Below are 14,258 nucleotides of genomic sequence, written 5' to 3'. Positions count from 1 at the left end.
CCCAAGCCCTTATTAACAAAGGACTTGGGCTTTTATTTTATCTTTCATTTCCTTAATGCGATGCCGTAAATTCTTCCAGCTCAGAAGCAGGATCAAACTTCTCCCTGCTCATCACAAATGCTGCCATTAGAGCTATAACTGATGGAATAATCGCCCAAGCAAAGGTATGAACAAGAGAGGAAGATAATCCTTCGGTGATTTTATCAAGAACCTCAGAGGGAATTTTGTCCCGTGTGTCGGGAGTCAAAATTGTACTTGGATCACTTAGATTAACACTTTCTGGTGCCGCTCCTCCCTTACTGAACATGGAAGTTAATTTATTCGAAAAAATGTGACTTTGAATAATACCAAATACCGTAATACCAAGTGTCATTCCCAGCTCCCGTGTGAAGCTAAGTGTCGAACTTGCCGAACCCCGTTGTCTTGCTGTAAATCCATGAATCGCTGCATTGCTTAAAACAGAAAATGATGAACCTATGCCAAGACCCACCAGAAACATAAAAATAGTGACCATGAACCGGGAGGAGTCTGGTGTTAGTGTGGTAAGCAGAGCAATACCTGCAACAAGGAGTACTAACGTAGAAATCATGATCGTGCGATAATTAAATTTAGAGAGCAAGAATCCTCCGCCAGCAGCAGTGATAACAGAACCAATCATCATAGGAAGTAGAACAAGCCCCGAATTTGTAGCAGACCCGCCAAGAACCCCTTGAATATAAATTGGAATGTACACCGAGGCTGTAATAAATGCCGCTCCGCTAAATATCGCCATAACATTACTCGTAGAATAGAGACGATTCTTGAACATGCCAAAGGTAATGATAGGCTCTTCTGCACGACGTTCGATAACAATAAAACCAATTAAAAACACAACAAAAGCCATAAACAATCCCAGAATCATTGTCGAGTCCCAAGCATATTTCTTACCCCCGAGCTCAATCGCAAACATGAGACAAAGGATTGAAGCTACAAGTGTAAAAGCCCCAAGATAATCAATTTTCTCTTTGGAATGCTCAACAGATTCTTTGTAGAAGAAAGCGATCATAAAGAATGCAATAACACCAATGGGTAAATTGATATAAAAGACCCAAGACCAATGAATATAATCCGCTATATAAGCGCCAATAAGGGGACCAAAAATACTGGAAATACCATAGGCAGCACCGAATAACCCACCGATTTTCCCCCGTTTTTCTGGGGCCACTACATCGAACATAATCGTGAATGCAATAGGAACGAGTGCGCCTCCACCAATACCCTGAATCGCCCGATAAATACTAAGCTGGACAATAGAATTTGCCGTACCACATAAAGCTGAACCAATCATAAAGACAATAATACCGAAAATAAAAAATCGCTTACGCCCATACATATCCGATAATTTACCGAAAATCGGCATTCCCGCCATCTCAGCTATCATATAAGCGGACGTAACCCACATCAATTTGTCAAAGCCGCCAAGGTCACCTACAATGGTTCCCATTGCGGTTGCAAGTATAGTATTATCCATTGATGCCATAAGTGTAGCCAACAATAGAGCTACTATAATAACCCCAACTTTATTTTTCTTTTCCATGCTCCTTTTTCTCCTCCACTTTTCCCAAATGTTTAGTTCTACTCTAATTGTTAAAGGATTGTGCACAGGCTTCATTCCAAACCACGTGATGTTATACCCTTTGCAAATTAGTGAATAATTCGATAAAATCAAGACAATTAATTAGATGTTCATCAAGCATCTTGTTTATTAATTATCTTGATTATCAAGATATAAACATTTTAAAAGGAGGGTCCTCTTTTGTCAAGAGATCGGCACAATCAAGTTACAATTCAGCAGGAAGACTTAACTTTACGCATGCGGGGCCTAGGCAGCCGAACGGTTTTGTATCAGCAAAAAGTAGCAACTTCTTTAGGGTTATACAATAACGATTTTCTATCTATAGATATCCTTCATGAAAAAGGTCCTATCACCGCCGGCGAGCTATCCAAATTAACTGGACTTACTACAGGCAGCATTACCACATTAGTTGATCGACTTGAAAAAAATGCTTTTGTTCGCAGAGAACATGACCCCAAAGACCGTCGTAAGGTGATCATTGTTCCTTTATATGAGAATAGCGAGGTTGGAAATGCCTACCTTCCTTTGCACACTAAGATGGTTAAACTGGCGTCTTCCTTTACTGAACAGGAGCTTGAGTTGATAACAACATTTTTAGGCAAAGCAAGTACCATCCTGGAAGAGCAGATTCACTATCTCAGCACTACAACGAGTAACTAAAACAGTATAATCGTCAAAAAGGACGATATCCCATGAAGTCAAATGACTTTGAGATATCGTCCTTTTAATATAAGTATGGATCAAAGAGAAGCTGAAGCTTGAGCAACTAAAGAGACCAACTGTGCAGAATCAAATGTGTCTCCTTTTCGAAGCTTCAGGGTTTTCCTTTCAGGTGGTCCCTCAAATGCTCCCTCTGGAAGCGTTAGCTCGGTTGTATTAAAGATTACAAAGCTGACTGCGTCTTTTGATATCGAGATGGCCGCAGCGTATTTTCCATTTTTCAAAAAATGAGGTTTCTTATACTGAATACGTTCCTGCACATCCGGTATAGCCTGATGAACAACCTCACGTAGTGAGGTGGACAACTCCACCTGCCATGATTCTTTTAGCGCTTCAATAAAATCGATTACTTCCTGATTCATTTTTCATCTCTCCCTTTAAGTAATTAAATGGTTTGCCTGAATAAGCGCAGTAAGTTGTTTTAACAAAATCAGGAGGTCCTTTGAGATCCGACGCATCTGCTATGACGAACTTAAGATGATGAAATCAACACATTTGCAAAAGATTTTCAAAATTTAATAGTTTAAATTCCCCATATATTAATTTCTTGGTCATGTAGTCATTATCCTTCTGGAAAATTAGAGATATCCAGCTCGTTACAAGCTAAAAGGGAAAAGCTCCTAAGAGCTTCTCCCTTAACCTCGTACATAAAATTAATGAATCGTTAGATTAAAACCGCTCTGAATATAATTCAGATTCGGATAAGCAATGTTGGAAGTTGTCAGGTTATTAAAGGTTGCCGCACCATTGCCCGTATAGGTGTAAATAGCTGCACCTTTATGTGGACCTGAGAACCGTGAAGTTGTTATTTCATCAAGTCCTGTACCGTTAATGTTGATGTTGTTGAACACGATGTTCTCGAATCCACCACCATATCCAAATTGAATCGCATCACGCTGGGTATTAATGATGTCTATGTTGTTAAATGTAACGTTCTTGATAGCATCATTTGATGCTTCAAGATCAATTGCGCCACGTTCACCCCCATAAAGATCTTTACTCGTGCCACTGTTAATAATGGTTGTGTCTGAGAAAACTACACCCGTATTATTCTGGAAATGATAACCTGGAAAAACGGTATTCATACGTATGCCGGAACCACCAACTGTATCAATGATATAGTTATGATTAGCCTTATGACCACTTCCTCCAAAGAAAGCAATCGCTGCCGCACGCCAGTTATTCTCAATGGTGTTATACGAGAAGGTATTATTCACACCAGCAGGTGCACCATTGGTGTTACTGGTCCATACTGCAAGACCATCGTCACCATTATTTCGCACACTGCTATTGCGTACAATTGAATTGCTAGTTCCTTGCGAGAAGTTGATGCCGTCTGCAAGATTGTTCCGAATCCGACTGTTTTCAACTACCAGCCCGGTAGCATAAATCGCAGGTGTATGAGCGTAGTCGCCTACCCACATTCCGCATTCAAAATGCTCTACCCAGACATCATGGATAATAGAGTTGGTTCCAAAGTTATCCATAAAACCTTTGTAAATTGCATTTTGTCCATAACGTGAGCGCAAATTAGAATTCATATAAACATTGCTGAAATCTAGCTTACCTGAAATACGGAGTGAAATACCCCCGCCCGCAGCATTAGGATTGGTGAACTGAATATTGGTGTGCCAGAGACCAGCACCAGTAATAGTGAGGTTATTGATCATATTACTAGCAGAACCAATCTCCCACATACTGCTAAGATTAAAGGTTCCTGCTGGAATATAAATAGACTTTCCGCTTGCCACGGCTGCATTTACAGTAGCTTTAAAAGCTGCCAGATCATCTTGTCCGTCGTTTGCCACAGCACCGTAATCTGTTACAGATACGGAGTTAGCTGGGCGGGCAATTGCTGTTGGAACAGATTCAATTTCAATGAAATCCACACCATATTCCAAGCTATCTCCATTGTTCTTCTGGATTCGAATCTTGTCCCCAGGTTGGAGGGGTGTATCCATCTTCCAGTGAACTTCATCAAAACGAAATAGGGGACGTCCTGCACTAGGTGTATCGCCAGGCATATCACCTGAGAAATACTGCCAGCTGTAGTATGAGGTTAAAGAAACTGTTTTTACTTTCGCTCCATTCACATACACATCCAGTGAACCATTCAACCCCATCCCATCTGCAGAGTCAGGCATTGTAAATCTCATCGTTACACCTGCGCCGCCTTGACCCTGTCTGACCGTCCACTCTAAGTTCGAACCATTCGAAGGAAGAGCTATATAACGCTGGCCAGAAGCTTCAGAAGCGAGTAATGCTTGATCAAAGGTTGGCGCCGATTTCAAGGTCGCGCCACCCCCGAGAGTAGCATCCTCGGTATCATATCGACTATACGGCATGCTTGCACCACGCGCAGCATAGACAACGAGATTAGAAACACTTACATTATTCGCTTGCTTGGCAGCTATCTCATTAGCATCCACTTCAACAGTAGAGGTGACTGTGTAGTTACCATTAATCGCTGTCCAAGTCCCTGGAATCGCAACATTAACTGATGCCCCCGCTGCTAAGGCACCGTTATAAGATCCATTATAGGTTTGAACAGTGGAACCCGCAGAGTTTTTTAGAACAACGCTTATACCATGTGAACCACTTGCAGAGGCAATGGTTCCTTGATTCTTAAGATTTACATTGAACGCTACATTGTTATTAGCAACAGGATTACTTGGTGTCCATGTAACAGTTCCCACTAAGTCAGAGCTGGACACTGGAGCGATAATAAGTGACGCTGGGTTCGTGTAGCTGTTATTCGCTTCATTTTGTTCGATAACTAGGTTGTCTTCATCAACTTTGGCACTAACTGAATACGTTGCGGCAGGCTTAACTCCTGCGGTAAGTGTCATCGATGCTGTTGTCGATGCTCCAGTTGCTAGTACACCTACCGGAGCTGAGCCTACAAGCTCATTATTTAAATAGAAATTAACAGTAGTAGCTGGAGAGCTGGCATTGCCGATATTCTTTACGATTGCGTTCAGCGTAATCGCATTAGACTCGACCGGATTCGTTGGTGACCAGGACATGCCAGTAATCACCAAATCCGGATTCGGAGCTGGAGTACCGTATACTTCAAATTCGGCGATCTGTCCAGCTGGAGCACCCGAGTTGGCAGTAATATTAAGCTGTAGACGTTTGACAGTTGCGGTAACAGGAATGGTTACTGTATTTCCTGAAGCTGGATTAAACGAATACGATTGTGCTGACACCAGATTCCCAAATGTCGTTGTGTTTTGATTGTGACCGAGCACTTGAATCGTCTGGGTACGTGCTCCCCATGCAGCGGCTGGATTTAACTTTAGAACGATTGAGGAAACATTGTAGTTTGACCCCAGGTCAAGTATCAATGAACTAGGATTACTGCCACCTTCCCAGTATGTGTTGGTGTTGTTGTCATTAGCATTTGCTGCCACAAATGATTGCGTATTAGAGGATGCGGTAATCGATTTGCCAACCGCGATATTACTGCCCGTAACAGGTGTTGGTGTGACTGTTGGCGTTACTGTCGCTGTTGGCGTTGGTGTGGCCGTTGGCGTTGCAGTCGGCGTGGCTGTTGGTGTTGGTGTTGGTGTTGCTGTAGGCGTTGGCGTTGCTGTCGGTGTGACTGTTGGCGTTGGTGTGGCTGTTGGCGTTGGTGTGACTGTTGGCGTCGGTATTGGTGTGCTAGCTCCATAAATTTCGAATTCAGATACTTGCGCTGCCGGCCAACCCGTATTGCCTGTTACATTCAGGCGTACATAACGAGTGCTGATTGCTGAAAAATCAAGCTTAACGGTGTTCCCTCCTGCTGAAGGATTGAACACATAATCAGCTGAACCAACAATGTCAGTGAATGTAGATCCATTTGTACTACCTTGAACGGCGAGTGTTTGCGTACGCGTCTCCCAGCCCGTTGGCAGCTTCAATACGATTTGGTCAATACTTGTCTCTGTACCGAGATCAACTTGGATCCATTGTGGAAATGCATTATTGCTGCTTTCCCAATACGTCTCTTGATTGCTGTCTTTCACATTGTTTGGACTATACGTTTGTGATTGACCACTAGCCGTTATAGTTTTGCCCAGCGTCAGATTCGCGCCACCAGAGGCACTAACAAATGTGAACGGACCCGCTGCCAGGTATAAACTTGAAATCAATAGGGTTACTACAAGCGACCATACGACGTACTTGTTGCGCATTATAATCCTCCTCTTAATGTAGATACTCACTAACGTGTCGCCCTATCGGAGTGCTCAAATGATAGCGTTTACAATCCGATTCATCTCAGAGCACATTAAATAACAACCGATCCTCCTTTCAATGTGAGACACTCTCATTATAGAGAAAGAGAGGATCAAGCTATAAGATGTAATTCTACGGAAAAGATATGTGATACCAATATCGCGAAACTACCCTATATATGGAATCTATTAACATCATGCCAATCAAATAAAGGCCTGATTTCTCAGGCCCTAGTTTTTTATGAAGATTAACTTGTGGATTTAAGTTCTTTTTCATTAACTGAATCTGGAGCGTTTAATAACACCACACCTCCAACTATTAATACTATGCCTGCAAGTGTAAGCACACTAAATGGATCCCCCCATATTACGATACCAACGATTGCGGTTAGAACTGTACCTACACCTGCCCAAATCGCATAAGCTAGGCTTAAAGGTAAAACTCTGAGACTTATGGACAAACTATAAAATGCGATTATAAAACCAATAATAACACCTATAGTAGGCAATATTTGTGTGAACCCTTCTGACATTTTCAGCATAGTTGTACCTATTACTTCGCTTATAATAGCTACCCCTAGTACCCAAAAACCCTTATTCTTGTTCATAACATTTCCTCCAAGCTCTAATGAGATCCACCAGAAAGTTTCATAATGACTACTCCACCAATGATAAGAATCAGGCCGAGTAATTTCTTCAGATTGAAGTTTTCTTTATAAATGATGACTCCAATTAACGCAGTTAAAGCCGTACCTACCCCCGACCAAATAGCATAAGCCGTCCCTAGTGGAATCGTTGAAAGCGCTAAAGAAAGACAATAAAAAGCTGAACCCATGCCGAGTACGACTCCTATTGAAGGTAAAATCTTTTTAAACCCGTTAGAAACCTTAAGCATGGAGCTACCAAATACCTCGCAGATAATCGCTGTTGCCAGTAACACATATGAATTCAACAATAGCCCCTCCTTACTCCGTCATGTTTATTAATTCTTGAATTACTTTATCTCGTAAATCCTTATCTAAAGCTCCTAATCCGAACATTTCTGAATACCATAAACCGTCCGCTGCCAGCCTGACAATTGTGGAACGTACAGGATCTATTCCATCGTTCTCTATATTGTTTTGCCATACTGAGTATTGGTCTTGAAATTTCTTAAGGATATCCGGATTCGTAAAAAGAGCAGCCGAAAGCGCTGTGCTAATCTCTTGCTCTTCCTTAAGATCGTCGTCAATCGCCTGAACAAACGCTCGTCCCCACTTCCCCGTTTCTCTAGATGCATTACCTACTCTTTCTTGAACATTACTGAAAAAATCGCTTGTTAACTCTTCCACCATACTTTTTATTAATGCTTCCTTATTCGGAAAATGGTGCAGCAGTCCACCTTTACTGACCCCGGCTTCTTTGGCAACGGCTTCAAGCGTAAGCTTCTCCACCCCATTATTTTTAACCACAATAGAAGCTGCTAATAAAATACTACTTCGTTTTGAATTACTGTTCACAATAATCACCTCTGTTATTTACTATACCGTCTGGACGGTTTTATTGTCAAATAAAAAATCTTTACCTTCGATCAAAAAAAGCCTGGTAATCCAGGCCTCCAACATTTTTAAAGCAATTACCTTAAATTTTTAATATACCACGCATCACAAGCAAAATGCTCCGACCCAGCCAGCGGTTCATCCAAAAGCTCAAATCCATTTTTCATATAGAAACGGTTAGCTGCGTGCATGTTTTGAAGTGTCTCCAAATAACATTGGTTGTAATGAAGCTTAGCAAAGTCCAGCGCTGTATTTAAAAGTTCTTTGGCTATCCCGTTACCTCTAATCGACTGAGATAAATACATTTTTTGCAACTCACATATTTTGTCATCATTCCCGAAAGGAGCAATTCCACAACCTCCTAATACTTCCCCTCCCTCTTCAATAACCCAATAAGCCCGATTCTCACTATAATTATAATAATCTGATAAATGATGCAGGCTGTCATCCTCCCAGGCTAGACCCGCGCGATTCCCGCCAAACTCAATTAGGCAGTACCTGATGACCTTTTCAATGGAGCTATTATCTTTCATTTGTAATAGTCGGATATTCATGAGTAACGTTCTCCTATCTTTCGATTAGCTTTCTTCAGTTATTATATTGTATCAAGCTTCAGAATGGATAATTATAATGGGTTTCAAACATAATAAAGAGAAATTTATTTAGGAGGAGCTTCAATGAAAATGGCAGCTAAGCAACTCTCGATTGCAGCATTAGGTGGGGTTCATGAGATTGGTAAAAATATGTATATCCTGCAATACGCAGATGATATTGTTGTCATTGATTGCGGCTCTAAATTCCCAGATGAAAGTCTCTTAGGGATTGACCTGATTATTCCTGATGTTTCGTATTTATTAAATAATATTGATAAGGTACAAGCGTTGGTGGTGACTCACGGACATGAGGATCATATCGGTGGGATTCCTTACCTGCTTAAACAGTTAAATATCCCAATATATGCTTCCCGTTTAACCTTAGGATTAATCGAAAATAAACTTAGGGAACATGGAATTTTACGACAAACGAAACTCCATTGTATTAATTCAGAATCCACTTTAACCCTGGGAGCCATTACTACAACATTTTTTAATACAAATCATAGTATTCCAGATTGCCTTGGCGTAGTATTCAATACACCTGAAGGTACCGTAGTTCATACGGGAGACTTCAAGTTTGACATGACGCCCGTCAACAAGCAGTATCCAGATATACATAAAATGGCCGATATTGGGAAAAACGGAGTAAAGATCTTGCTGTCAGAAAGCACTAATGCTGAGCGTCCTGGCTTCACCCCTTCTGAAAAACTTGTTGGCGCTCATATAGAAGAAGCCTTTTTAAAAGCAGAACGTAGAATTTTTATTTCTACCTTCGCCTCAAATGTACATCGTCTACAGCAGATCATTGATGCTTCTCATTTAACTGAACGTAAATTGACCTTACTTGGCAGAAGTATGGTAAATGTAGTCAGAGTGGCCCAAGAGCTCGGTTATTTGAACATTCCGGACGATATGCTGATCGAACCTGCAGAAGCTGCTAAGCTCCCTCCGGCACAGGTAACTGTTTTATGTACAGGCAGTCAAGGAGAGCCCATGGCCGCACTATCCCGCTTAGCGAACTCAAGCCATCGATTGATGGAGATCCAGGCTGGGGACACGGTGCTGCTCGCAGCCAATCCCATCCCGGGAAATGAACGGAATGTTTCAAGGATTGTCGATAATTTATATATGCTGGGTGCTAAAGTCATCTATGGTTCACGCAGTGAGCTTCACGTCTCCGGGCATGGTAGCCAAGAGGAGCTTAAGCTAATGCTGACTCTAATGAAACCTGAATACTTTATTCCGATTCATGGTGAATACCGTATGCTGCATCATCACAGCTTGTTAGCGGAGGCGGTAGGCGTCAAACCGGAAAATATCTTTATTCTAAAAAATGGAGACATCGTCGAGTCTAAGTCTGGTGTTGTCCGCCAATCCGGTCGAGTGACTGCTGGGCAAATTCTAGTGGATGGCCTTGGGATCGGTGATATTGGAAATGTTGTGCTTCGCGATCGTCGCCAGCTGTCAGCAGACGGCATCCTGATTACAGTGATTACACTGAGCCAAACCGATGGACGTCTATTAAACGAGCCAGACACTATTTCCAGGGGATTCGTTTATATCCGTAACTCCGATAATTTAATGGACGAGATCAACCAGCATGTAACATCGACCCTTAAAAAAATGAACGAAACGGATCTCGGCCAATGGAATATCATCAAGCAGACCATCAAAGAATCATTAAGTAAGTTCCTATACGAGAAAACGAAACGACGGCCAATGATTCTTCCAATCATCATTGAGGTTTAGTAAAAAGGAGCTCCCGTGGGGAACTCCTTTTCTTTTCGTATCCAGTTGTAGAGGATAGATTTTAACTAAATTGCGCCCATATATTCATCTTGATACATTCTGTCGCCATATTCCGTTGAATATTAATAATTTGCTCCAATTGGGAAACTCGATCTTGAAGCTTTAGGTTAGTTGGATCCGTTTTTAACTGTGCGGCCAATGAAAAGTATTGAGGCACTTCCCAGACACTACGTAAAGCAGTGCCTAAACAATAACCATATCTTGCAAGGGACTCGTCCCCCTGCCATCCTGTATCTTTTAATCCCTTCATATAGTTTTGGAATAGAGACTCTTTATATTCCTCGTAGCGGTGATTAGGAAAAACTCCTAAGCTCATATTTACGCCAAACATTTTGCCAAGGTCTTCGCCTATCCCCGATATACTCATAAATTGCCAGTCAATTAATATTAGCCGTTCGCCGTCCGTATCACTTTGAGTTAGCAGCATATTCATTTGACTGAGGTCTTGGTGTGCAAGCACTCGCGGCAAGCTATTCAAAGAACGTAAGCTTCTGTCAATCTGGTCTGTGAAGTCTTGGAACCATGTCCAGATACTACGTTCATTATCATTATGTAATTGATTTATATATTTTGCTGGATTAGGAGCGTAGATTTTACTCGAGGTCGTCCATGATTTGAGCCAGTTTTTGCAAATCCACTTCTCATCAGGAATTTTCTTTCCTGTCAGATAAGTTCCATTGAAACGACCTAACTACTCAGCGATATAATTAAACTGTTCCTTTGTATAGGCATATTCCCCATCAATTCGTTCCATCCATAACCATACGGTACCATCTGCTTGTTCCTCAACAAGATAACACTTAGCTGCCTTGATTGAGCTAGGAAGCTCTTCGAGAATCTTGGATTCAAAGACTAGGGCTTCTCGTCGCCAGTAATTGTGATGCTGAAGATTATCTTTCTCCGCACTATCTGGCTTGATTATCTTTAATATAATTGACCATGGAAGCTGCTTATGATTAATAGATGCAAAACCGCTTAGACGAAAGATACCCGCTGTTGTAAAATTAGGTGTTTTATAATCTAAATCTTCACATGTAAAATTGACTATCTTTGCTTCGGATTCTTCAAAAATCCGCTGAATACAGGTGTTAAGCTGATCCATTTTATTCTCTAACACATAGCCCCTCCCTGTCTCTGTTTAGATCCCGTTCTATTCCACTAAAAAAGCCTATGGAGCGTAACAGATTCGTTATCACTCATAGGCTTGTTCATCAAAGACTTGCTTATTAGAATACTTTCGTTGTCCAATCTTCGCAATTCCAGATATCGGTTACGATGTCCTGATAAAAATCGGGTTCGTGAGAAATCATAAGAATGCTTCCTTTGTATGCTTTTAGAGCGCGTTTCAGTTCATCTTTGGCATCGATATCCAAATGGTTCGTAGGCTCATCTAATACGAGAATATTAGTTTCGCTATTAATGAGCTTACATAGACGCACTTTAGCTTTTTCCCCACCACTTAGTACAGCAATCTTACTCTCAATATGCTTCGTGGTTAATCCGCATTTAGCAAGGGCAGCACGTACTTCGAATTGTGACAGAGACGGGAATGTATCCCAGATTTCCTCAATACAAGTCTTGTAATTGCCTTCCTTCATCTCTTGCTCAAAATAACCAATCTCCTGATGGTATCCACGTTCTACCGAACCGGACAAAGCAGAGATTTCACCTAAAATACTGCGCAGCAATGTTGTTTTACCAATTCCGTTTGCCCCAACCAACGCGATCTTCTGTCCACGCTCCATCAACAAATTAAGCGGTCTGGACAATGGAGAGTCGTAGCCGATAACCAATTCTTTTGCTTCGAAAATCATCTTGCCGGCAGTTTTACCTTCTTTAAAGTTAAACTGTGGTTTCGGTTTCTCCTTGGCAATCTCGATGATCTCCATCTTGTCGAGCTTCTTCTGTCTGGACATCGCCATGTTACGGGTAGCCACGCTGGCTTTGTTACGAGCTACGAAATCCTTCAGCTCTGCTATTTCTTGCTTTTGGCGATTATAAGCAGATTCAAGCTGTTGTTTTCTCATTTCGTAGACTTGTTGGAACTGCTCATAATCACCCACATAACGGGTCAGCTTTTGATTTTCCATATGGTAGATCAGGTTGATAACACTGTTCAAGAATGGCATATCGTGTGAGATCAGAATAAAAGCATTATCATACTCTTGAAGGTAACGTCTCAGCCATTCAATATGCTGCTCATCCAGATAGTTCGTAGGCTCATCGAGGAGCAAAATATCTGGTTTTTCAAGCAATAGCTTAGCAAGCAAGATTTTGGTACGTTGACCACCACTAAGATCCGCTACGTCGCGATCCAATCCAATATCAGTGATCCCTAGTCCACGCGCGGTTTCTTGTACTTTCGCATCAATCATGTAAAAATCTTGATTTGTAAGTGTATCTTGGATGGTACCTACTTCTTCCAGCAGCTTTTCCAGCTCTTCAGGTGAAACGTCACCCATTCTGCCGTACATATCGTTCATCTCTTGCTCAAGATCAAACAGGTATTGAAAAGCACTTCTGAGTACGTCTTGAATCGTCATTCCTTTGGTCAGCACTGCATGCTGATCGAGGTAGCCAACACGCACCCGCTTGGACCATTCGACTTTACCTTCATCAGGTTGCAGTTTGCCTGTAACAATATTCATAAAAGTGGATTTTCCTTCGCCGTTAGCGCCGAATAATCCGATATGCTCGCCTTTTAGGAGACGGAATGAAACATCCTTAAAGATCGCACGATCTCCAAAGCCATGACTTAATCCTTCAACATTTAATATGCTCATTTATGGACACCTTTTTCTTATTTTTCTCGCTATATTATAAGCAGGATTAACTAAAAACTCAATGGAGAAGCAAAAAAATATCATTTTATGGACTAATTTGCGAGCAAATTTAGTTTTGAGAACCGTCACTTACCGAGAATGGGATTACGCTGGCGATTGCTCGTCATCTTTTATATGATAGTATGCATAGATACACATTAGAGTTGACTTGAGAACTAAGGAGAATTAAAAATGAATAAACTTGTATTTTTTCTTGGTCCAGCTGGTGCAGGCAAAACAACGTTAGCTAAAGCGATTGCTTCACGGCGCAAAATACCTTTTTTCGATATGGATATCCTACTACGGCCTGCTGCTGACGCGATAATGACTTTACACGGACTGGATCCGGCAGATAGAGACTCAGCAGAGTACAAAAGGTTATGCCGCGATTTAGGTTATCGAATCACTATGGATGCTGCGCTGGATAATATAAGCTTGGACGTCGATGCTTTTGTAGTGGGTCCCTTTACCAAAGAGGCGGCCAATCCTGACTGGATCAGCCATGAGTTAGCTCGGATCGGGCGTTCCCTTCAAGATGTTGAGGTCAAGGTTGTCTTGGTAGGGTTAGCCAACGAGGAATTGTACCGGGAACGAATTCAAGACAGACAATCACCACTAGATGAATGGAAGTTCCAGCATTGGAATGAATTCCGCACTTCTCTTGGCAACCGTACGGTAGAATGGCCGCTCCCGGCTGAAAATATTGCGTTGATCGACAATTCTAATCCGGATATTACTGCTACTACTGCGGCAGTAGAGCAATTTATTTACGGCTAGACTTTCGGACCCAGATGACGTTATTTCCACTTTTATCACCTTTTGTGCAGGGTTTCGGACCCCAGTGCAGCTATTCGTTAGAAAAGTGCGCTTAGGGAGTTTTTTTCGTGCCAATAGCGACGATGCGGTCCGATAGAATTGCAAAAGTGCGATAATGCTGC

Annotated in this window: 13 protein-coding genes; 3 read left to right on the top strand and 10 right to left on the bottom strand. The window is 41.8% G+C overall.

The features are described 5' to 3' along the window. Positions 1 to 52: 52 nt before the first annotated feature. Positions 53 to 1,576, bottom strand: a complete 1,524-nt coding sequence (locus MKZ09_RS16935) for an MDR family MFS transporter (protein ID WP_076134921.1) — start codon at positions 1,574 to 1,576, stop codon at positions 53 to 55. Positions 1,577 to 1,852: 276 nt separating this feature from the next. On the opposite strand from MKZ09_RS16935, the gene MKZ09_RS16930 reads away from it, so the two are divergent. Further along, entirely contained in the window at positions 1,853 to 2,275 is a 423-nt protein-coding gene (locus MKZ09_RS16930) for a MarR family winged helix-turn-helix transcriptional regulator (protein ID WP_370511170.1), read from the top strand. Between the two features lie 80 nt (positions 2,276 to 2,355). Here the strand turns inward: MKZ09_RS16930 and MKZ09_RS16925 are convergent, their stop codons facing one another. The 6 genes from MKZ09_RS16925 to MKZ09_RS16900 all read right to left on the bottom strand — a co-directional run bounded on the left by MKZ09_RS16925 (position 2,356) and on the right by MKZ09_RS16900 (position 8,647). Continuing rightward, positions 2,356 to 2,697 carry a DUF1801 domain-containing protein gene (locus MKZ09_RS16925; RefSeq protein ID WP_076134925.1) on the bottom strand — a complete coding sequence of 114 codons (342 nt, stop codon included), beginning with the start codon at positions 2,695 to 2,697 and terminating at the stop codon, positions 2,356 to 2,358. 291 nt (positions 2,698 to 2,988) lie between these two features. Continuing rightward, positions 2,989 to 6,513, bottom strand: a complete 3,525-nt coding sequence (locus MKZ09_RS16920; RefSeq protein ID WP_076204034.1) for a discoidin domain-containing protein — start codon at positions 6,511 to 6,513, stop codon at positions 2,989 to 2,991. Between the two features lie 290 nt (positions 6,514 to 6,803). Next, the gene (locus MKZ09_RS16915) at positions 6,804 to 7,163 is read right to left on the bottom strand and encodes a DMT family transporter (protein WP_076204037.1); all 360 of its coding nucleotides are present in this window, start codon (positions 7,161 to 7,163) and stop codon (positions 6,804 to 6,806) included. A gap of 17 nt (positions 7,164 to 7,180) precedes the next feature. Beyond that, the gene (locus MKZ09_RS16910) at positions 7,181 to 7,507 is read right to left on the bottom strand and encodes a DMT family transporter (protein WP_036677974.1); all 327 of its coding nucleotides are present in this window, start codon (positions 7,505 to 7,507) and stop codon (positions 7,181 to 7,183) included. Between the two features lie 13 nt (positions 7,508 to 7,520). Beyond that, complete coding sequence (locus MKZ09_RS16905; RefSeq protein ID WP_111504005.1) at positions 7,521 to 8,054, bottom strand: TetR/AcrR family transcriptional regulator; 534 nt, start codon at positions 8,052 to 8,054, stop codon at positions 7,521 to 7,523. Between the two features lie 116 nt (positions 8,055 to 8,170). Beyond that, entirely contained in the window at positions 8,171 to 8,647 is a 477-nt protein-coding gene (locus MKZ09_RS16900) for a GNAT family N-acetyltransferase (protein ID WP_076204040.1), read from the bottom strand. A 123-nt stretch (positions 8,648 to 8,770) separates the two neighbouring features. Between MKZ09_RS16900 and MKZ09_RS16895 the strand changes: the two genes are divergently transcribed. Beyond that, positions 8,771 to 10,438, top strand: a complete 1,668-nt coding sequence (locus MKZ09_RS16895) for a ribonuclease J (RefSeq protein WP_256719189.1) — start codon at positions 8,771 to 8,773, stop codon at positions 10,436 to 10,438. 61 nt (positions 10,439 to 10,499) lie between these two features. Here the strand turns inward: MKZ09_RS16895 and MKZ09_RS16890 are convergent, their stop codons facing one another. The 3 genes from MKZ09_RS16890 to MKZ09_RS16880 form a co-directional block, all read right to left on the bottom strand. Beyond that, the gene (locus MKZ09_RS16890) at positions 10,500 to 11,063 is read right to left on the bottom strand and encodes a phosphotransferase (protein ID WP_445323463.1); all 564 of its coding nucleotides are present in this window, start codon (positions 11,061 to 11,063) and stop codon (positions 10,500 to 10,502) included. A gap of 126 nt (positions 11,064 to 11,189) precedes the next feature. Then, entirely contained in the window at positions 11,190 to 11,615 is a 426-nt protein-coding gene (locus MKZ09_RS16885) for a hypothetical protein (RefSeq protein ID WP_076204047.1), read from the bottom strand. Positions 11,616 to 11,724: 109 nt separating this feature from the next. Further along, positions 11,725 to 13,281, bottom strand: coding sequence for an ABC-F family ATP-binding cassette domain-containing protein (locus MKZ09_RS16880; protein ID WP_036677991.1), 1,557 nt, complete (start codon positions 13,279 to 13,281; stop codon positions 11,725 to 11,727). Positions 13,282 to 13,512: 231 nt separating this feature from the next. Here MKZ09_RS16880 and MKZ09_RS16875 point away from each other — a divergent pair, with 231 nt between their 5' ends. Beyond that, the gene (locus tag MKZ09_RS16875; RefSeq protein WP_076204050.1) at positions 13,513 to 14,097 is read left to right on the top strand and encodes an AAA family ATPase; all 585 of its coding nucleotides are present in this window, start codon (positions 13,513 to 13,515) and stop codon (positions 14,095 to 14,097) included. The last annotated feature ends 161 nt before the right edge of the window (positions 14,098 to 14,258 follow it).

The sequence above is a fragment of the Paenibacillus sp. FSL R5-0908 genome (assembly GCF_038006245.1).
Classification (GTDB): domain Bacteria; phylum Bacillota; class Bacilli; order Paenibacillales; family Paenibacillaceae; genus Paenibacillus_AQ; species Paenibacillus_AQ odorifer.
The sequence above is the reverse complement of the archived record's forward strand: the minus strand, read 5'-3'. Positions and strand labels throughout refer to the sequence as shown.

What these genes read in the sequence shown, in the direction of transcription:
- MKZ09_RS16935 (WP_076134921.1), bottom strand. Translation starts at nt 1,576, where the DNA reads ATGGAAAAGAAAAATAAAGTTGGGGTTATTATAGTAGCTCTATTGTTG.
- MKZ09_RS16930 (WP_370511170.1), top strand. Translation starts at nt 1,853, where the DNA reads ATGCGGGGCCTAGGCAGCCGAACGGTTTTGTATCAGCAAAAAGTAGCA.
- MKZ09_RS16925 (WP_076134925.1), bottom strand. Translation starts at nt 2,697, where the DNA reads ATGAATCAGGAAGTAATCGATTTTATTGAAGCGCTAAAAGAATCATGG.
- MKZ09_RS16920 (WP_076204034.1), bottom strand. Translation starts at nt 6,513, where the DNA reads ATGCGCAACAAGTACGTCGTATGGTCGCTTGTAGTAACCCTATTGATT.
- MKZ09_RS16915 (WP_076204037.1), bottom strand. Translation starts at nt 7,163, where the DNA reads ATGAACAAGAATAAGGGTTTTTGGGTACTAGGGGTAGCTATTATAAGC.
- MKZ09_RS16900 (WP_076204040.1), bottom strand. Translation starts at nt 8,647, where the DNA reads ATGAATATCCGACTATTACAAATGAAAGATAATAGCTCCATTGAAAAG.
- MKZ09_RS16895 (WP_256719189.1), top strand. Translation starts at nt 8,771, where the DNA reads ATGAAAATGGCAGCTAAGCAACTCTCGATTGCAGCATTAGGTGGGGTT.
- MKZ09_RS16880 (WP_036677991.1), bottom strand. Translation starts at nt 13,281, where the DNA reads ATGAGCATATTAAATGTTGAAGGATTAAGTCATGGCTTTGGAGATCGT.
- MKZ09_RS16875 (WP_076204050.1), top strand. Translation starts at nt 13,513, where the DNA reads ATGAATAAACTTGTATTTTTTCTTGGTCCAGCTGGTGCAGGCAAAACA.